Origin of the sequence: Lysinibacillus sp. K60 (assembly GCF_019731275.1) — a bacterium.
Classification (GTDB): Bacteria; Bacillota; Bacilli; order Bacillales_A; family Planococcaceae; genus Lysinibacillus; species Lysinibacillus capsici.
Genome location: NZ_JAASJR010000016.1, coordinates 1 through 19,818 on the forward strand (window position 1 = coordinate 1; position 19,818 = coordinate 19,818).

Here is a 19,818-nt window from a genome sequence, read left to right on the forward strand (position 1 = left end):
TTTCAAAATCACTATATTAAAGTCGATAAAGTGTATTTGAAGTCTAATTGAGAAATGAGGAAGGGATGATGAAGGAACAAGTATCTATCTGAATGGGCAGTTTGTAAATAAAAAAGATGCTGTTGTATCAGTGTATGATTACGGTTTTTTATATGGAGACGGGGTATTCGAATGTATGAAGGCAATATTTTTCGGCTTCAAGATCGCATTAATCGACTTTATGACTCAGCAAAGTCAATCTTGTTATCCATTCCACATAGCAGAAAAGTAGTCATTGAAGATGGAATAAAAGTATATGAGCAATTAAATGTTCGAATTTTAAGATAGGAGTGAGTTAATATACGTAGTGACATGATTAAGAAAGGAGTCGACCGTGCTCCACACCGAAGTTTACTTTACGCAACGGGAGTAAAATTAAAGGATCTTGATAAACCTTTTATTGGCGTTTGTAATTCCTATGTAGATATTATTCCAGGACACATCCACTTAGACACCACTGTTGCTTTCGGTTCTGCTAACTGCGCACCTATGGCTGCTGGAAATCCAAACTCAATGGTAGCCCCTGGGAAAGGGTTACATGAAATGATTGGGGTGAAACCATGAAAAAGCAGAGAATCACGGCACTAATTCAAAATCAAAATGGAATCTTAACACGCCTAATGGGTCTATTTGCAAAGCATCAATTTCAAATCGAAAACCTTACAGTCGGATACACAGAGTTAGAAGGAGTTTCAAAAATGACTGTAATTGTAGAAGCAAAGGATAATCATAAGTTCTTGCAACTATTGAAGCAAATAAATAAACAGATTGAAGTTCTTTTCGTAACGGATTTAACTGATCAACAGGTAATTGAGGAAGAACTCGCATTGATTAAGGAACTTACTGATATAAAAACATTTGAGTCGAAAAAATAAACATACAAAAAGGAGTGATTTATGATGGTAAAAGTTTATTATGATGCTGATGTTAATGAGGGAATTTTAAAAGGAAAGACAATCGCAATCATTCCCCCTAAAACATAATTATATTTTTCCTTCGCTCATCTTTTTGTGCTGTAGATAATATTAGTAAAGAATTAAAGAAAGAAAACTTACAATTTACGTTACAACATGGGGAATTGAACAATAAACCTGTTGAATTCACAGTAAAATTCCCTGTTGAACAAAAAGTAGATAAAGCTTTAAAAGACAAGATACAGAGTATAGCTTCTAGTGTAATAAAGAAAAACAAATTTAATCCAGAGCAAATTAAAATCAATGTAATCAATGTTCTTTCCGAAACACAAGATTTTAAATCCCAAATAGACGATTTAGGTGGTCAAATTGGTCTTAAATTAATTGAAAATAACTACAAAGCATTTGCAATAGAACCTAATGCTTTATCTGAAAAAGAAGCTAAAATACACATTAAATTACCTGTTGAAAATCTTGATGAAAACACTAAGTTAAAAATACAAAAGATAGCTACAGATGTTATACAAGAACATCATTTTGATCTATCTAAATTTACGATTGATGTTCAAGGATATTTAGAAGGTCAAACATATTAAATTTACATTCCAAATTGTATTCCATTACTATTACCTGCACATGGTGAATATTGATAGGCTGAAGCATAATAGAAACCAGGTTTTAAATATTCCGTTACTGTAGAAGTACCATTAGTTGCCTTTAGATATGAACTAGCAACAACTTCATCAGTACCAAATTTAGTAATATCAAATTTCACAGTATTCCCTGGATTACTTTTAACAATAAAAACAACTTTACCGGTTTGTAAATTTTGTTCAAATATAGTTAATGAAACATTAATACACGCAGCTAAAGCAGAAGCTTCTGTTTCTTCAGAAGCTTCTGCTTTAGCCATATTTACTCCTGTAAAACCAAATAACCCTGTAATCAAAAAGATAGTTAACACAGTAAGAATCATTTTTTCTTCAACATTCTACTATCAATTTATACACTACATAAATATACCAATTCTACCAATATTTATTATATCCTTCTTAATTCGAGATAATTTTACTTTTATATATTTTCATACATGATAAGTTGACATAACAACAGAAAAAGGAAGTAAATTCCAAGTCAAATCCCTGTATTCTCAAGGCTTAAAAAATATCTCCCTACCACAACCAGTATCATTTTTTATACAAGGTTGATAAACGCTAAAGTGCAGACCATAGAAGACTCCTAACTATGTATAAAACCCTGCATTTAAAAAGCACTGCTCTACACCGAAAACGGCACCAACTATATAAAGAGCGTATCCTGACTCCTAAAAAAGCCCACCAGCATTAGTTTGGTGGGTTGTTTATATCTTTCAGCAAATACAACACCTCTACTCTATAATTTTCAGTTAGTTTTTGTTAATTTTTATTTTTATACTAGTTTTGTACTTATCCAACATTTCAATCAATGCAACTTCTACAAGCTGTGATACTACCAAGTCAAAAACGCGTTTTTGGGAAGTGTGCGCACACTTCCGTTGCTTGCCCTACTCTGACTAAACAAATGATTGATATATGATCGTTTTTAAATGGTCATGAGACAGGGTTAGCTTGTTTTGTTGGAGTCCCGTCAGATTTTTGTGGATTTACACCATGAAGGAAAAGGAAAGAATTGTGACCAAACTGCGCTTCGGAAACTTGTTTACTTCAATCAAGCGCAGAAGAGTTAAGTAAATATTGGAATTTTATGGTACTATTAAATTTACTTAATAAAGTTATTAAAAAGACAATTTTAACTCTACTGATGACTATACGAAAAAAAGCAACCAGACGACGAATGACGCTTTGGAGACTTTTTTTATTCAACTAACGGTGCAGAAGAGTTCAAGAAGAATTTTAACGGGAGGTGTCCAAATGGTAGGTTTAGTTATTGTACTTCCGATTATCTCTATTTTGATTGGACTATATTTTATAACATTAGGGCTATGGGAATTAAAAGAAGGCGTAAATAGAAAACAATACATAAAATATATGTTCACTGGCTTATTTTTGCTGGTGGTTTTATCCCCTATGATTTGGCTATTTTGAAGTAGCTAAAAAAGGACACCTTTATTAGGTGTCTTTTCTCAGAATTTCTACAGCTACTAAATTAATCAAGAAACCAAAACCTAGCACAATGTATATATGTTTTGGCCAATCAAAAATAAATGTCAAAATTACAAGCAATAAACAGATCAAAGCAATCTCTACATAATTTCGTAATCTACTTTGTTTCTTTTTCAAAAAGATAATAAGCGCTCCCTTATATTTCATTTTTGCTTACCTTCAATAAGAATTTATAACATATACATTCATAAAGCCAATAACGTTCCCAAATGATAGTGTGGGGGCACACCAAAAAGGCGAAACTGTTGATTTCACAACATTTCCGCCTTTTCTATTGGAACATTGTTTATGCGTGATTTTATACACTTTCCGACAAAGCCACTTGTAGCAGTAGTTGAACGCTCTTTTATAAAATTATGCATCATTTACTTTCTTGCATAAAATCCTGCATATCCTTAGCGTATGTTTTGCGCGTTTTGTTGGCAGGACTAGCACTATTTTCGTTTTCGGTTCGAGTTAGGCTGCTGTCTCATTCGCTGACGCTGTGCCTGCAACTTCTCAAACTCCTCATATTCAAGCTCATCTAAAATCCGATTAATCGCTTTTCCTTTAAAGAACTGCTCAAATAAAAATGGTGCACCGTACACTTTTAATTGCTTACCACCAAACGTATCATTGTAACGAACAACACCATCTTTCGTCTGCACAACCGTAACGGCTAAATGACGGTTTGCCTGTTCTTCCGATAAAATACCTTCGCCTATGCAATCACTTAATACAAAAGCTCGGTGACGAGGATGATTGAGGTCTTTCACAAGTCGTTCCTCTAACTGTTTCTGCAATGCTAATAACTGCTGAGGCGATGCCTGTTCACCTTTTAAAATCACAATGTCGTACGCTTGCTTAAGCATTAAATAACGATCCACCAATTGCAGCTGCTCTTTTTCATACTTTTTCGGTGGCATCCGAGGAAAATCCCTTAACTGCTCTTTCGTAAATACCTCGCCATAATAATCCATCGCTGTCACAAGCCATTCACGCTCTACAAGTGACTTATCCGTAACATCCAAACTTGGCATCCGTAAATGAATCCGTTCATCGTAGTAAGCACCAAAAACCTTCAATGCAAGCTGCAAAAGTTTCAATTCTTTTAACTGCTTTTCAAACTTTACACGTTCTGCCTTTGGTAAACGCTCAATCGTCGCTTTATTTTGCAGAGATACACCATGCTGTTGCATAAAAGCTGCTGTCTGTTGCTGTACTTTTTGTAATCGCTCCTCAGCTCCTACAACCGTAGCAATCGGCTGCTTCACAATCGACTGAATCTGACGAATAACTTCTTCAGCCCGAGCGTCCATTAAAACCTCATTTACTTCTGCCTCATTTAAAGTTTTTCCAAGACGAGCTGTACCATTTAATACCTCACGTTTTTCAAATGGCGTCCACGTGCTCGTATCAAGCGTAGAATAATATTTGAAGAGCAAACGGTCGGCTTCCTTTTCAAACAGCTCCTCAGCCCGTTTAAATGCCTTTTCCTGAGCTTCAAAACCTTTATAACTTTGCTCATTAAAATTCCCTAAATCTAACTGTACTTGCAGCTTCACATCCCATAAATAAAGCATCCTTCTTTTATCTGCTAATGTTTCCGGCTGCACATACATTTTCAACACTTTCGATAACTGGCCAAGCTCCTGTTTTTCAGCTGGCGATAATGCCTTTAAAATGAGTTCATGTTTTTCTAATTGCTCTAATCTTTGCTCAACGCCCTGAAGCGCTAGTTTCTTCTCATTACGCTCCTTCAATTCGCGATTAATGGCCACTCGATCAGAAGAACGCCCTTCTTGCTCCATCTTCCTTGCAACATACCCTTCATGAATCGTCGGCTGCTGCTCTAACCCTAATTCAGCATGTGACTTCTCTGAAATTTCTAAGTCCACCCCAGCAAGCAATAAATGCTGATTTGCATAAACTGCCCAAGCTGTTCGCCACTGCTGTAATTTCTCTTTTCGATTCCAATCATTCACATCAATTTTTCGAGACTTTTTCACACCACTTTCCGTAAATAAAGCCTTTCCGTTTTCGTCAACAATATATTCTTTTCGAGACTTCGCTCCCCATGAACCATCTTCTAAAAATGGACGCATCGTTAACATCACATGAGCATGTGGATTTTTAACATCATCACGGTGAATCGCCACATCTGCAACCATGCCCTCATCTACAAATACCTCTTGTACAAAATGACGCAGTAATTCTCTTTGTTGCTGCTTTGATAACTCTACTGGCAAAGCAACTGTAAATTCACGTGCGAGTTGTGCATTTTTCGCCTTCTCAATCTTCTCTACTTCATTCCATAGCCTCTCTCGATCTAAACACCACTCAGGCGCATGTACAGGCTTTAAAAGCATCGTTTCCGGTAATACATCACGGTGATGATAAGAACTCACCTTATCATACCGTTCACTATATAATTGTTCCCCACTTCGATAAGCTGCACTGGCGATTGCTGATTGTCCTTTACCTCTAGAAATAATCTGCATACTAAAATGATAAATTGCCATCAAGCATCCCTCTTTTCACATGAGCGCTAGCGAATTTTTCACGTGAAGCGTGACCGTGTTTTCGCACATACACCAAATGAGAGCGTAGCGAACAAATGGTGTATAAGTGCGCCCTTAGTTACACACATTTTATCATAAATCTCTTATTGTTTGAATTATTTTCTCTTTTATGCTCTAATATTGTTAAATATAATATTCAGGGATGAGAGGAGAACAACCTATGAATGACATTCGTAAAAAACTCGAAAAGCTGGAAGAAATGAAAGAACAAATTCGCCAAGAAAAAGAGAAAATGAATGCACACCTCGGACGCCAACTCTTAACGAAATTAAATATTCAACATGAAGATCTTTCTAAAACACAGTTTGATGACTTAATTGAAACACTGGTTACACTTTATCAAGATTACAACACACCAAAAACAACTCCTGAACAAAGCCATGACGAATAATTCATTACACAAACTAATTGCTGAAAAAAATCGCCTAGAACTTGAAATCACAAAGCTCACAAAGCAACAAAACCGTAGAGAACATACGCATACACTTATTCAAAAAGGCGCTTTACTAGACAAATACTTTGATACACACCATTTATCCATTGAAGAAACAGAAGAATTACTCCAACTCTTTTCAAACTTCATAAAAGAAAAACGACCACAGCGATTTAATAAATCTACCTAACAAAGGTGGAAATTTCTACTTTTGTTAGGTTACTAAAAGAGCCTATCTATACAACTATTATCAAATGCAATTAGAGACCATATCAAAAAAACTCATGCAAAAGCAAATCATAACAGTTTCTGAGCTAGCAAGACGATCTGGTTTAACCCAATCAACGGTAGATTCCGTACTTCATACACAAAATACAAATCCTCATATTTACACATTCCACAAAATAATTAAAATCCCTAACATATCTGTTCTAGAATTCTTTAATCATCCTAAATTTAAAGACCTTGAATAACCTTAAACAGAAGGTCCTCGCCCAGCAAGCTGGCCTGCGGAACGCCTCCCGCTCAGGGCTCTATTCTCCTACAAACATAAAAAATATACCTAAGAATCAACACCCATTCTAACCTATCTCCTCCACCAAAAACACACGTAATTAAAAATATGTAAGGCAGACTGGAGTATTAATTTAACTAGAGCCACGAATACGATGTTCATCTGTGACGGATGGGCTTTCTTTAAAGAATAGAGATTCTAAATAGCTCATTAATGGTGCATAGCCGGCAACGATTTCTAACCCCTCTGTCCATTCATTTATAACTTGAATCAGCTGCTTGCGATATGTCGCTTTTTTCTCTCTTGCCGTATTCATAAGCTCCATCGCATATTGAATGAACAGCTTTACTGTTGTCCAACCTGTTTTGGCACCTCTACCTTTTCCTGTTACCGTTTTAACGAGCTGCGTAGAACGCTTTAGCACCTCATTTAATGTACTTTGCGCCATACCGATTGCCTCACAAAGCTCTTTTTGTGTACGCCAAACAAACGGCTCTGAAGACGCTTTTTCAGCCGTAATGTATTTGATAATATCTTCTTCCCACTCATCATAATGGCTACGTGTACGGTCCTCTCGCTCCTTTTTAAACTTGTACCAGGCACGACTGCCAAATGACACCGTATATTCAGTCCCATTTTTCACGTGTAAAGCCAGTATCGCCTCTACATATTCCTTGCTTGGACCACTATATTTGCCTGAATACGCTGACTGTAAAATGGCATATAAGTCCTGACCATTTAAAGGATCTTGTAAGCGTGAGTTAAATTCATCTAAAAAGTTCTCAGTACGCTCTAAATCCCAGCCTTCTGCATAGCAAATAAGCGCTAGTGTAAACAGCGTATTATTACGCCCTAGCATGCCTTTATTGCCTTTAATATTCACCGTATGCACTAATGCATCAAACCACTCTGTATGCAGTACAGACTGCTTATGTTTCTTTGTAGGTAACACAAATAAAGGACGCTGCATATCATCATCCTGACGCATCGACCATTGAATCAGTGCCGCAATGGAATATTGATTATTGAAATCTTTATACACGATATTTTTTTCTGTTGGTAAACGGAAAAAGCCAAAGTCATTGCAAAACAAATCAGCTTCAACCGACTGCAAACTACGCTTTAAATTATCGCAAATGCGCTTGGCCACTTTTAAGCCACGAAAGTTTTCTTTATTCGAAATAAACAGTGGTGCTTCCAGTACAAAATACAGCTGATAACCACGATCAGATTCGACAATAAACGTAGGTAAACCAATTGAAGCGTCCATGCATGCCATAAGTAGCTCGTTCACGCTATATTTTTTCGTATCAATATCCACGACGAACGTATTAATTTGCTGGAGGTTACGCTCCTCAAACCCGTAAATAAAACGGCGTGAATCATCCGTATAACCAAACGTACGGTACACGTTCGGCGTAAAATGCGTTAGCGAAGGCGCGTCCTCTAATAACGTTTCCTTCGACGTCACAATGTACCCCTTTACGCCATTTGCTGTAAAATCTGCTTTTTGACGCACCACGAAAATTGCGCCTTGGCGTGTCGCTTGCTCCTTTTTCTCTTCTTCAACACGTGCCGGTAAGCTTGCTTTTGAATGTTTCTTTTTATATGTATGAATTCCTTTATGTAACAACGCATCAAATAGCTGCACCATCTCATGCTTTTCTAACGCAAAAATAGCCATGGATATAGCTCTCCTTTCTTCAAAGTGAGCGTCCACAGCTATCTCGTTCAAAGACACACCTAAAAAAGGGTGCATGAAGCCAATTTTCAATCAGAAATATTGAAAATTACGTCTACAATTGCTATAATTAGCGTAATATGTTTTACAAATGGCGTGTTACCAGCACACCATTTATTTAATCTAATTATAAGCAACAAATAGGCTTCTACCAAAAGCTCATTTTGTTGTAGATCAACGACGATAAGTTAGTTACCAGCTAACCGCTCGGACGCTCACTTATTTAGTTGTTATTTTTGTTGAAGTCATTCCTTGTCCTGCCAAAGACGAATAGGAATGGCTTTTTTATTTTGCCTAAAATCTTTATTACTATTAAATAAAACATAAAATGTGAGGGTTGTAAACTCATAAAAAGTGTTGATATTCTTATGTTTTCTCGCTATTTTCTACTTTTCCACTTTTGCGAAAAAGTTGACTTTGGGTAGAAATTGCAAATTTCCACTTTTCCACCTTTGCGAAGTAGAAATGATTTTTCGCGTTTTAAAAAGCACATAAAAATCTCCTCTCATGCCTTACTACATAAGGATTTTCATGAAAGGGGACGAATAGATACTTTCTTTCAAAAGTAGAAATTTCTACTTTTGTTAAGTAGATGTGTTTCTCGCAAAGGTGGAAATTTCTACTTTTCTACTTTTGTGAGGGAAGGGGCTTTATATTACATTTTTGTTACAAAAGAAATTGTTACTTGATTAACTCATTTTCTATTTGCTGACTCAATTGAACTAACCAAACTGCTTGCATAGACTTTAATATTTCCGCATTCATTTTTTCTAATTGTTGTGTTGAATTATCTAATTTTTGAATTTTTTTATTTTGTAACCTTAATACCTTAGTTAATTCATTGGTTTGCGTATCTAAATTTTCATTTGTCAGCTTTTCTAAATTAGAGATTTGTTCAGTAATGTAGAGATTATTGTTACTCACTACTTCCATTTGTTTATTGAGTAATAATAAAAATTGTTCATTTTGCTGAGACATCGTTTGCAAAATTTCATTCATTCTTGTTTCAACTATTTGATTTTTACTTTGATTTTCAATTATTTGCTTTAACAGCTGTATTTCTTCATGTAACTGTTCATTATCTTTCTTACTAGATAATCCTAAAATATTCCAAAAACCCACTATTTCTAACCCTCCTTAACTAACAGCCTCTTCTAGGTGCTCAACACTTTTTAATAATATAGCTGGTTTCAACTTAGCAGCTTCTTTATCAATCATTTCTCCATTAGCTTGTTCTAAAATCTCATTAAATTGAGATTGAATTTGATTTAAATTCTTTTCTTGTTGTTCTAACAATTGATTTAACAAATCATGTAATTCTAAATTATATTTTTGGACTGTCTGTTCTGTTTGCTTGGCTAATTGATCTAAACCTTCTTTAAGTACTTTGTTACCGAACTTATCCATTTTAGATGTTTTTTCATTTCCTGGTGCCAACGCTAAAATATCTAGACACTCTTGGTCATCAATAGATACTCGTTTTGCCAAATGAGATTTTAATTTCCCTTTTATATTTCGTTCTGTTTGTGTCATAGCTCTACGGAATTGTTTAGTCGGAATTTCAACTCCAGAATCCTCAATTTGACTAATAACATCTTCAAAATATTCACGAACATCTCTAAGTACATTTTCTTCTAATTCATCTGCTTGATCCTTAAGTTTAGAACTAAATAGGGTTAACAATTCATTAATGTTCGCTGTATCAGCAGCTGACGCCGTATCTTTATTATATGAATGGTACTCCCCAACATCACTACAGAAATCTTTTATATTTCGGCCTACATTTTCCCATTTTTCATTTCCAGTCAATATTCCAGCAGATTCTATAACCGTCCCTACAGCTCGTCCAACTGCCCTTCCGACTGAACTCACAGCCCTAGTAAACCAACCCATTATTAATCATTCCTCACTATTCTTATTCGAATATATATTCTATTTTTTTCATACTTTCTAACTTCTTATAAGCATCCAATTGAAGGTGTTCATTTTTTATATTACCTTCCTTATATGTGCCTTCTAGCAATATTAATTGCTTTAATAAATCTTCGTCTACTCGTTTAAGTTGTGTTATTTGTTCTAGTAAATCTTCTTCAATTATTGAGGATAAATAGCTAACTTCTTCTTGAAAAAAATCCGCAAAATTATTTAAGGACTTTTCAATAACCCTTGTAATGAGGTTATTAAGTGCTATCTCCTTTTTTTGACCTGGGAGCATCATCAAAATTTGATGTACTTCAGGATTCATTAAATTAATAGACGTAGCTATTTCTTGTTCTATAAAACCATTACATTGCTTGCTAATACGTCTGATTTCACGTTCATACTTCGATGTAGGAATATGATATTTTCCTTTTAAAATTGAATTCGATGTTAATAAAAAAACAAGTTGCTCTAAATACTCATTTATTTCTAATGCAACTTTTTTTTCTAATTCTTGTACCGTAGAACCAACTTGTTGCTGCAGTTCTGTAAACAATTTTTGCACTTCCTGAAAATCTGATGCAGAAGACTCTTTTGTTAAAGGTTGTTTTTCACTCACAGTTTTGATTTTCTTATCAATCCAGCTTTCAATTAACTGCCAAGCTTTTTTCCCAGCCTCAACTATCAAAGGTATCATTTTAGGGTCAATAGATGGAATAGGAGGTATAAATTTCATTATTTCACCGCCATTCCTCTAATAACCTGTGTAAGTTCTGCTACACGTGCTGAAGTCGTTTGTTTTACCATTGTTAGCAAAGATTCTAATTCCTTTTTATCTGTCTCCAATTCTAATACTTCCTGCTCCTGCTCTGCTTTTTTCTTTTGAATTTCTTGAATGTCCTTTTCACTATATTCAATAATCTCTAGTTGACCTGTTTTAATTTGTTTCGAAAGATTTAAAATATCTTCTTTACATAATAAATATGACTCTCTAATATCTTGCACTAATAATAATTTATGATTATTCACAATTTCCGTTTCAATTTGATGCTTTAGCGCATCTACGCCTGTAAAATCTAATAAACGCTGTGCATGTTCCCCTATATTATTTGGCATGATTCTAAATTTCATTAAAATAGAAGCCAAATCAAAATATTGTTCACTACCTTCTTCAATTTTGTCGTAATTTTTGATTAATGAATAAAGGTAGCCAGATACCGGAATTAAATTACGATTAGCCAATTGAGCGTCACCATAAGCTCCTTCATCCGTAATATATTTTAACCATTCAACACGTTGTTCTTTCCAGTTTTCTTCAGGTCGATTTAACGTGTCTAATTGTGTAGCAATAACATATACTTTTTCAGGATTGTATCGTGTATTCGCAAAAACGCTGTAAATAGTTGCCATTTCAGGTCCCGTTAGGGCATCAGATTTAACGCAAACCAATACTGCATTTGCACGATTAATATAATCTCTTGTAATATCTGATCGGTAAGCAACTACATCATCTAATCCTGGTGTATCGACAAAAACAACACCTTCTGGCATATCAAAGTCTGTTAGACCCACTTCTACTTCTTTAACAAAATAATGTGTCGCTGCTTTCGATGAACTCCATTTATGAATTTCTTCTTTTAATTCTTCAACAGTTTCACAGTATACGGTTAATGATTCGCGATTCAACCACTCATCTTTAATTGAATCAGCTTCAAGTTTTGCATACTCCTCCAAAAATACTTTTGCTCGTGAATCCTGTGCACTTTTCCAAAGGCGATCCCATTCGGCGCTAGAATAAAAGGAAACCTTCACAAAATTTTTATCTTTAGTTGAACGAAATTTTGTTAAAGAAGCAGTCTCAGGTGTAACACGTATTGAAGCTAGATTATAACCCAACAAAGCATTGATTAAAGTTGATTTGCCAGCTTTAATTGCGCCCACCAGTGCAATATGAAATTCTGCAGATTTGCATCGTTGCAATAGATTATCCATGTCTTTAAATGTTTTTGAGGCTACTTGATCTTTTATCATATCCAGATTAAGAATCTCTGTTGCTTTTTCAATTTTATGAGCAAATTTGGAAACGGACTCATCCCACATATAATCGGGACTTGGAATATTTGATTCTACAATAGTTGCAATCTCCGAAACCTTATTTTTAAACTCAACTTGTAGTTCATCATTATTAAAGATATATTTTTCATTCAATGTTTGACATTTTGGACAAAATAAATTTCTATTCCCAACTTCAGTATTACAATTAGTACAATTCACTCAAATCACTCCTATGTTTAATTACCCTTATTATACCTTATTTTGGGTTTTTTAAATATTTAATATCTATTTTTCGAAAGTAGAAATTTGCAAAGAAGTTTTTTGCAAAGTATCTTTTTATAAGTTATACTTTAGTTATTAAATGATAAGTTCGAAAATATATATTTATGAGGAGATGGTGAGATGGCAATAACAATCGTGGTTGGTAACTTTAAAGGTGGCGTAGGTAAGACGAAAGTGTCGGTGATGGCGAGTTGGGAGCTAGCTTTTGCACGTGATAAAAAGGTTCTTTTAGTCGATATGGACCCTCAAGGAAATGCGAGTACATTAATCGCTCGTTCAACAGGTGTAACGGAGATTAACACAAGTATTTTTGAAGGATTCCAGAATGGCTCATTGAAAGAGTGTATTGTTAAAATGACGGATAACCTACATATAATTCCGGCACAAGTATCATTCAAAAACTTTCCGAAATTTTTATATTCAAATATAAAGGAAGAAATCGACCAAGTTTCTTATTTAAAGAAGCTACTTGATCCAATTCGTGACGACTACGACTATATTTTCATCGATGTACCACCAACAATTAGTGACTTCTCGGATAATGCAATGATGGCTGCGGATTACGTACTAATTATCTTACAAGCTCAGGAACTATCGCTTGAAGGTGCTGAAACGTACGTAAAATACCTACAATTCATGGCCGACAACTACGATGCAGATATTCAAGTAGCTGGCGTATTACCAGTACTACTTCGTCCAGGTGGTCGTGTAGATATGTCAACAATTGAACGTGCCAAAGAAATGTTCGGTGAAGACAACGTAATGGAAAACGTCATCAAACACCTAGAGCGCTTAAAAGCTTGGGACGTAACAGGCATCACAAATAACGATATGCATGACAAAAAAGCCCACCAAGTGTTTTTAGACGTCATCGATGAGCTTGAAGAAAAATTAGCTCAGTTTGAGGAGGCAGGTAAGTATGAGTAATGAAAAAGGCGGTTTAATTAAGAAAAAGAAAAAACCGACAATCATGCAGCCAGCTGTTCCTGTAAAGAAAAGTGACATGGACTTTGGTTACTCGTCTCCTGCAAAACAAGACGAGCCGGTAACACCTGTTGAAGCACCTACTCCTGTGGTTGTTGAAAAAGAGGTAACGAAAATTGAGCCTGCTCAACCACGTAAAAAGCTTGGCGTTGGAAAATCGAACAGCACGAAAAGCTTGAAGGTACCGACTGTTATTCACAGTGAAATTAATTTACTTGGTTCGTTTATGGATGAAGGTAAAACGTATGTCATTTTGCAGAAGTTGATTGATAGTTATGTGAAGAACGAATTAACCGATCGTCAACAGCGACAGTTTGAGTTTATGGTTGAGGCGTTTCATGAGGAGAAGTAACAAAACAAAAAAGAGAACGCGTGTACCAAGCGACACGAGCTCTCTTTATCTGATACGCCAACGCGTGTACCAAGCGACACGAGTTAAACGTTTCTTTAGTAATTTATATTCCCATTATGTCAAAGAAATATACATTTTGTCAAGATTGGAGGTACAAATCAGTGCAATCTACTCATGAACAAGTTACAACAAATTTACTCATTTGTTTTGATGAAAGCGGAAAAAATAGCAGTGATCCTATACAATTAATGGGTGCTCTTTCTATCCCACTTAATATCTATATGCATCCAAGCTTTAATGATTTCCATGCGTTAAATCAAGAATTTTCATTTCATTGGACAAAATATGGTGGAGATTCAAAAATTGCTAGAGGTATTGAACAATTATTTGAACAAGCGCTCCCTTTAGCTGAATACATGAACTTTAATATGATTCGATATGCTAGTTCTGTTTTAAATTCACAGGCTCAAAATGTTTTTAAAGACATCTATAAACCTAAAAAAGCTATTGTTGATAAGACTATCTATACAAAATTACCTGAACGCATATGCTATGGTTTAGTTAGGGGTTATGGTGTACACAATGATGTACAAGCTAAAATTCTGATTGAGGAATCTTCTGAATATCGTTCACGAAATCTTGATTCTATGTTAAAAGAAGCTTTAAATATACATTCATTATATCGTGGAGAAAATTTTGTAATTAGTGAGTGTGGCTACCGTAGTAAAGGTGAAGAAATAGGCATTGAATTTATCGATATATTTTTAGGAATTGTAGGAATCATTTTTACATGCCCTTCTCATAAAGAAATATCAGGTAAGAAAAAAGCAAAGGTTAAGTTAGTTTTAAAATTATTAAAACAAAATAAATTACAGCCATTTCTCCAGAACTTACGCCTATTTGAACTACAACAATTCAATCAATTAAAAGAAGCGAATATAGAGGCAAGTATTAAATTATTTATTGCTAAAAATTATGAAGAATTTATTTCACTTTAGATGCTGTTTTTTAAATTAGCCGTAAAACCTAATTATTTTAGATCCCTACCAAATTATAACAAGAATAAGGTGCCTAATTATGGAAAATAAACAAATAAAATCAAAAAATCGTGTGGTCGATCATGGCGAAGTTTTAACACCTGATTGGTTAGTTAATGATATGTTGGATTTAATTCCATTAGACGCATCTAAAATTAGTAGTCGATATTTAGAAAATAGTTCTGGTGAAGGTGCTTTCCTTCTTGGGATATTACAAAGGAAATTAGATATAGTTTTCGAAATGTATGATGCTCCAGAAGAATTAGAATTTTATACAATCGTTGGCTTAGCGAACATATATGGAATAGAACTCCTAAAAGATAATTTAGAAATTAGCCAAGTACGATTACGTAGGCTAATTCAAGCATACTTCAAACAGCATTCCATTACACCAAGCCCAAGCTTTTTAGAAACTATTGATCACATTTTAAATATAAATATCATTAATATGAACGCAATAAACTTTTTTGTCCCCCTATTTAATAATCACGTGCTAGTACGAGATAACGAAAATAATATTCTATATGAAGATTTAGGTAGAATTTCTGAGTGGGAAATTGATTATCGTAATAAACAAATTCAACGTGTTGAATATATTTATAAAGACGTTGTCGAGGAACAACAAGGCCGTTTTCATTATGAGCAAAGTTTATTAAACGAGGAACCTATGCAATTGAGTTTGTTTGATTTAACAGGAGAACAAGATCTATTTGTTGAAGAAAAGTATATTAAAAAAGCAATACCCATTCGTATATTTGAAAAAGTACCATTTTTAGATTTAGTTAAGGCAACTATTGTGAAGGATGGCGAATTAAGTGACTAAAGATTATTATCAGACGTTTAATTTTAAAGTGATTTATATTTTTTCAATTCCACATGCATCTCATAAAGGGAGACTAAAAATCGGCGATACGGTTTTTGAAGGGAATCCTTACGATAAAGAAGCAATGAAAGTGGCTGTAAAACAACGTATTGACCAATATACCAAAACAGCAGATATAGAATACAATTTATTACATTTCGATCTAGCAGTAACGAATAAAGGCAAGGCGTTTAGAGATTATGACGTTCATTCTGCCTTAAAACGCTCAGGTATCAAACAAACTTCAACAACTAAAGGTCGAGAATGGTTTGAAGTTGACCTAGATACAGCTATCGCTGCAATTGAAGCTGTAAAAAAAGGAGAATCTTCTATTGGCCAGGTTAAGGTGACTGGTAATATAGAGCAAATTATTTTCCGTCCTGAACAAGAGAAAGCAATTGTTGAAACATTGACATCTATTGAAAAAGGAAAAACGAAAAAGCTTTGGAATGCCAAAATGCGTTTCGGTAAAACAGTTAGTGCTTTAGAGCTTGTAAAACGAGCTGGATTCAAAAAAACGATTATTATTACGCATCGTCCTGTTGTCAGTGCCGGATGGTTTGAAGATTTCCATAAGATTTTCAATAATAATTATCGCTTTGGTTCAAAATATAAAGGCGAATCCTTTACCAACTTAATAAAAGGAACAAATCCATTTGTATATTTCGCTTCTATGCAAGATTTACGAGGCTCCTCGAAAATTGGGGGAGACCATAATAAAAATGATTTAATCTTTGAAACTAAGTGGGATTGCGTAATTGTTGACGAAGCACACGAAGGTAATAAAACAGAACTAGCTCAAAGCGTACATAAACATCTCGAAAGATCCTTTACTCTTGAATTATCTGGCACACCATTTAACCTCTTTGAAGATTATGAGGATGAGACAGATATTTACACATGGGACTACGTTATGGAACAACAAGCTAAGTATGATTGGGATCGAAATAATTTTGGTGATTCAAACCCATACGCAAGCTTGCCTAAGTTATCCATCTTTACATATCACCTTGATAAAGAATTCATCAATCAGCAGTATGTCGACATTGAAGATAAAGCCTTTAACTTCAGAGAGTTCTTCAGAGCGCATGACAATAACGAGCCAGACTTTTCGTTACGTGGGAAATTTGTTCACGAGAAAGATGTATGGGATTTTTTAAATTTGATTTCTAAAAAAGATCGTTATGAAGAACATCAAACAAACTTCCCATTTTCAACAGATTATTATCGCGATAATTTAAGAAATACACTTTGGTTAGTACCAGGCGTTCAAGAGGCTCGCGCTTTAAGTGAATTAATGAAAGAACATGATGTATTTAGCCAATTTGATATTATTAATGTTGCTGGTTCAGGAGATAATAATTCAGAAAATATAGAGGCTTTAGAAAAAGTAAAGAAAGCTATTGGAGACGACCCAGAGAACGCTTATACAATCACTATTACATGCGGCAAATTAACAACTGGTGTAAGTGTACCAGCTTGGACTGGTGTGATGATGCTATCTAACACAACTTCGCCATCTACTTACTTACAAACAGCTTTCCGTGTACAAACACCTGCTAATATTGGTGGTCAAATTAAAACAGAATGCTATGTTTTCGATTTCGCACCTGATAGAACTTTAAAAATGGTAGCTCAAGCTGCGCAGTTAAATACAAAGGCCGGTAGTTTAAATTCACCAGATCAAAAGGCTGCAATGGCTACGTTCTTAAACTATTGCTCTGTTATTAGCAATGATAATAGTAAAATGAATGCTATTGATGTTGAACACATGTTACGCCAATTAAAAAGAGCTGCTGTCGATAAAGTTGTTTCAACTGGCTTTGATGATACTAATCTTTATACAGACGAGCTACTGCGTCTTAACGAAACCGATATTCAAGACTTCAATGATTTGAAAGCAATTATTGGTACATCCAAACAAGAAAAGAAACCTTTAGATGTAACGATTAATAATCAAGGTTTTGACGATGAAGAGTGGCAAAAAGCTTTAGATGCTGAAAAAAAGAAACCAAAACAACGCACACCTGAAGAACAAGAGGCAATTGATAAATTAAATGAACTAAAAAAGCAGAAGAAAACAATGATTAGTATCTTACGAGGTATCAGTATTCGTATCCCGATGATGATTTTCGGTGCAAATATTGATGCCGATAAAGAAATCACATTGCGTAATTTTGTGAATTTAGTTGATGAAAAATCATGGAATGAATTTATGCCACCTGGTGTGACAAAAGAGTTATTTAAAAAATTCAGAAAATATTACGATGCAGAAGTATTCGTAGAAGCTGGGTTGAAAATCCGTCGTAAAGCAAAAGCAGCCGATAATAGCAGTTCTGTAAAAGAACGTGTAATAAAAATTGCAGATATTTTCGCTACCTTTAAAAATCCTGATAAAGAGACCGTTTTAACACCATGGAAAGTTGTCAACCGTCATTTAATCGAGACGCTCGGCGGTGAATCATTCTTTGATGAAAAATTTGAATATGCCCTTCACGATGGAGAAAACACAAGACTCTATGCTAAGCCAAACATTACTAAAAACTCTTTAATGAATAGTGATAGCAAGGTTTTAGAAATCAATTCAAAATCCGGTTTATATCCATTATTAGCTTGTTACAACATCTATCGTCAACGAGTAAATGAATTTAGAGCACATGTGTCTAATGAGGTTTTATCACGCGAAAAACATTTCGAACTTTGGGAACAAACATTGCAAGAAAATATTTTCGTTATTGCAAAAACACCAATGGCCAAAACAATTTCTGAAAGAACGCTCAGAGGTTATAATGATTACTATACAAATGTAGTTTACTACGAGGATATTATGAACGATGTCAAAAATCATCGAGAAGAAATATCAAATAAAATTCAAACCCTATTTAACTATAAAGGAGGGGAAAACTTGAAGTTTGATGTTGTTATTGGTAATCCCCCTTATCAAGAAATGGATGGAGGAGCACAAGCCAGTGCAAGCCCAATCTATCATAACTTTGTTCGTGCCGCCAAAGCTATGAATCCAAAGTATATTTCTATGATTATGCCTAGTCGATGGTATGTCGGCGGAAAAGGACTTGATGATTTCCGTGAAGAAATGTTAAATGATCCACATATAAGAGAGTTGCATGATTGGCTAACACCTGAAGATATTTTTCCAAATACAAATATCCGAGGCGGTGTATCGTACTTTTTATGGGATCATTCTTACGATAACTTAAAATATGATACGCGTGTAGTTACACATGAACATAATAAGGTTGTTAGTGATTTATATAGACCTTTAAAATTCCAAGACTCAGATATTTTCATTCGCGATTCCAAAGCAATCTCTATTCTTAATAAAATTGATAGTAGTGTTGAAAACAGTCTCATGGATTATATATCAGCGCGTAATCCTTTTGGGTTTTCAACTAATTTCACTAAAAACCCAAAATTCAAATCTCAGCCAAATGAATTGAACTCACCAATAAAATGCTATGCTAATAAAGGAATTATTGGGTATATCGAAGAAAACGAAATCTCAAAAAACATCGATTGGATTCAAAAGTATAAAGTACTAACACCTTACTCTAATAATATTGGTACTGAATTAAATGATGATAACTTAAATACTGTCATTGCAGATAAAAATTCTATATGTACTGAAACTTATCTTGTTATCGGTGCTGATTTAAACTTAGACAGAATCTCAGCGGAAAATTTATCGCAGTATTTAAAATCAAAATTTGTACGCTATCTACACAGCCTAGCAAAAAGCAGTCAGCATGGTACACGAATTACTTATCGTTTTGTACCCCTTCAAAACTTCACTGAGGAATCAGAGATTAATTGGGAATTACCAATTAATTCAATTGATCAGCAACTATACGCAAAATATAATTTGTCAGACGCTGAAATTGAATATATTGAAGGGAAAATTAAAGAAATGAAATGAGAAAATAAAAATCTTATAATTCTCTTAC

At 34.6% G+C, this 19,818-nt stretch carries 19 protein-coding genes and 1 pseudogene; 13 read left to right on the top strand and 7 right to left on the bottom strand.

Going from position 1 to position 19,818, the window contains the following annotated elements; genetic code table 11:
• Nucleotides 1-82: 82 nt before the first annotated feature.
• From HCH28_RS22730 to HCH28_RS22745, 4 genes and pseudogenes are all read left to right on the top strand, one after another.
• A pseudogene (locus tag HCH28_RS22730) lies at nt 83-255 on the top strand (branched-chain amino acid aminotransferase); the annotation flags it as partial.
• 96 nt (nt 256-351) lie between these two features.
• Complete coding sequence (locus HCH28_RS22735; protein WP_221683217.1) at nt 352-603, top strand: hypothetical protein; 252 nt, start codon at nt 352-354, stop codon at nt 601-603.
• On the top strand, nt 600-914 hold the full coding sequence (ilvN, locus tag HCH28_RS22740; protein WP_221683218.1) for an acetolactate synthase small subunit: 315 nt from the start codon (nt 600-602) through the stop codon (nt 912-914). Before HCH28_RS22735 ends, ilvN begins: the two co-directional genes overlap by 4 nt.
• A 203-nt stretch (nt 915-1,117) precedes the next feature.
• Nucleotides 1,118-1,549 (top strand): hypothetical protein, encoded by a 432-nt coding sequence (locus HCH28_RS22745; RefSeq protein WP_221683219.1) that lies wholly within the window; start codon nt 1,118-1,120, stop codon nt 1,547-1,549.
• Nucleotides 1,550-1,551: 2 nt separating this feature from the next.
• Here the strand turns inward: HCH28_RS22745 and HCH28_RS22750 are convergent, their stop codons facing one another.
• Nucleotides 1,552-1,866, bottom strand: a complete 315-nt coding sequence (locus HCH28_RS22750) for a hypothetical protein (RefSeq protein WP_221683220.1) — start codon at nt 1,864-1,866, stop codon at nt 1,552-1,554.
• A 997-nt stretch (nt 1,867-2,863) separates the two neighbouring features.
• Here HCH28_RS22750 and HCH28_RS22755 point away from each other — a divergent pair.
• Nucleotides 2,864-3,037: a hypothetical protein gene (locus tag HCH28_RS22755; protein WP_221683221.1), complete on the top strand. Its 174-nt coding sequence runs from the start codon at nt 2,864-2,866 to the stop codon at nt 3,035-3,037.
• Between the two features lie 512 nt (nt 3,038-3,549).
• Here the strand turns inward: HCH28_RS22755 and mobQ are convergent.
• The gene (mobQ, locus tag HCH28_RS22760) at nt 3,550-5,616 is read right to left on the bottom strand and encodes a MobQ family relaxase (protein WP_221683222.1); all 2,067 of its coding nucleotides are present in this window, start codon (nt 5,614-5,616) and stop codon (nt 3,550-3,552) included.
• 220 nt (nt 5,617-5,836) lie between these two features.
• Between mobQ and HCH28_RS22765 the strand changes: the two genes are divergently transcribed.
• The 3 genes from HCH28_RS22765 to HCH28_RS25520 all read left to right on the top strand — a co-directional run bounded on the left by HCH28_RS22765 (nt 5,837) and on the right by HCH28_RS25520 (nt 6,582).
• Nucleotides 5,837-6,067 (top strand): hypothetical protein, encoded by a 231-nt coding sequence (locus tag HCH28_RS22765; protein WP_221683223.1) that lies wholly within the window; start codon nt 5,837-5,839, stop codon nt 6,065-6,067.
• A complete protein-coding gene (locus tag HCH28_RS22770) occupies nt 6,057-6,299 on the top strand; it encodes a hypothetical protein (protein WP_221683224.1) in 243 nt (80 codons plus the stop codon). Before HCH28_RS22765 ends, HCH28_RS22770 begins: the two co-directional genes overlap by 11 nt.
• Nucleotides 6,300-6,393: 94 nt before the next feature.
• Complete coding sequence (locus tag HCH28_RS25520; RefSeq protein WP_221683225.1) at nt 6,394-6,582, top strand: helix-turn-helix domain-containing protein; 189 nt, start codon at nt 6,394-6,396, stop codon at nt 6,580-6,582.
• A 174-nt stretch (nt 6,583-6,756) separates the two neighbouring features.
• Here HCH28_RS25520 and HCH28_RS22780 read toward each other — a convergent pair whose 3' ends face one another.
• The 5 genes from HCH28_RS22780 to HCH28_RS22800 all read right to left on the bottom strand — a co-directional run bounded on the left by HCH28_RS22780 (nt 6,757) and on the right by HCH28_RS22800 (nt 12,558).
• On the bottom strand, nt 6,757-8,307 hold the full coding sequence (locus HCH28_RS22780; RefSeq protein ID WP_221683226.1) for a primase C-terminal domain-containing protein: 1,551 nt from the start codon (nt 8,305-8,307) through the stop codon (nt 6,757-6,759).
• 738 nt (nt 8,308-9,045) lie between these two features.
• The gene (locus HCH28_RS22785) at nt 9,046-9,486 is read right to left on the bottom strand and encodes a hypothetical protein (RefSeq protein ID WP_221683227.1); all 441 of its coding nucleotides are present in this window, start codon (nt 9,484-9,486) and stop codon (nt 9,046-9,048) included.
• A gap of 15 nt (nt 9,487-9,501) precedes the next feature.
• Nucleotides 9,502-10,257: a hypothetical protein gene (locus HCH28_RS22790; RefSeq protein WP_221683228.1), complete on the bottom strand. Its 756-nt coding sequence runs from the start codon at nt 10,255-10,257 to the stop codon at nt 9,502-9,504.
• A gap of 22 nt (nt 10,258-10,279) precedes the next feature.
• Nucleotides 10,280-11,020 carry a hypothetical protein gene (locus tag HCH28_RS22795; RefSeq protein WP_221683229.1) on the bottom strand — a complete coding sequence of 247 codons (741 nt, stop codon included), beginning with the start codon at nt 11,018-11,020 and terminating at the stop codon, nt 10,280-10,282.
• Complete coding sequence (locus HCH28_RS22800; protein WP_221683230.1) at nt 11,020-12,558, bottom strand: dynamin family protein; 1,539 nt, start codon at nt 12,556-12,558, stop codon at nt 11,020-11,022. The genes HCH28_RS22795 and HCH28_RS22800 overlap by 1 nt, the downstream gene beginning before the upstream one ends.
• A 183-nt stretch (nt 12,559-12,741) precedes the next feature.
• On the opposite strand from HCH28_RS22800, the gene HCH28_RS22805 reads away from it, so the two are divergent.
• From HCH28_RS22805 to HCH28_RS22825, 5 genes are all read left to right on the top strand, one after another.
• Complete coding sequence (locus tag HCH28_RS22805; protein WP_221683231.1) at nt 12,742-13,548, top strand: ParA family protein; 807 nt, start codon at nt 12,742-12,744, stop codon at nt 13,546-13,548.
• Nucleotides 13,541-13,957, top strand: a complete 417-nt coding sequence (locus HCH28_RS22810; RefSeq protein ID WP_221683232.1) for a hypothetical protein — start codon at nt 13,541-13,543, stop codon at nt 13,955-13,957. Before HCH28_RS22805 ends, HCH28_RS22810 begins: the two co-directional genes overlap by 8 nt.
• 161 nt (nt 13,958-14,118) lie before the next feature.
• Nucleotides 14,119-14,955 carry a hypothetical protein gene (locus HCH28_RS22815; RefSeq protein ID WP_221683233.1) on the top strand — a complete coding sequence of 279 codons (837 nt, stop codon included), beginning with the start codon at nt 14,119-14,121 and terminating at the stop codon, nt 14,953-14,955.
• 79 nt (nt 14,956-15,034) lie between these two features.
• The gene (locus HCH28_RS22820; protein ID WP_221683234.1) at nt 15,035-15,817 is read left to right on the top strand and encodes a hypothetical protein; all 783 of its coding nucleotides are present in this window, start codon (nt 15,035-15,037) and stop codon (nt 15,815-15,817) included.
• Nucleotides 15,810-19,790 (top strand): Eco57I restriction-modification methylase domain-containing protein, encoded by a 3,981-nt coding sequence (locus tag HCH28_RS22825; protein WP_221683235.1) that lies wholly within the window; start codon nt 15,810-15,812, stop codon nt 19,788-19,790. The genes HCH28_RS22820 and HCH28_RS22825 overlap by 8 nt, the downstream gene beginning before the upstream one ends.
• Nucleotides 19,791-19,818: the final 28 nt, after the last annotated feature.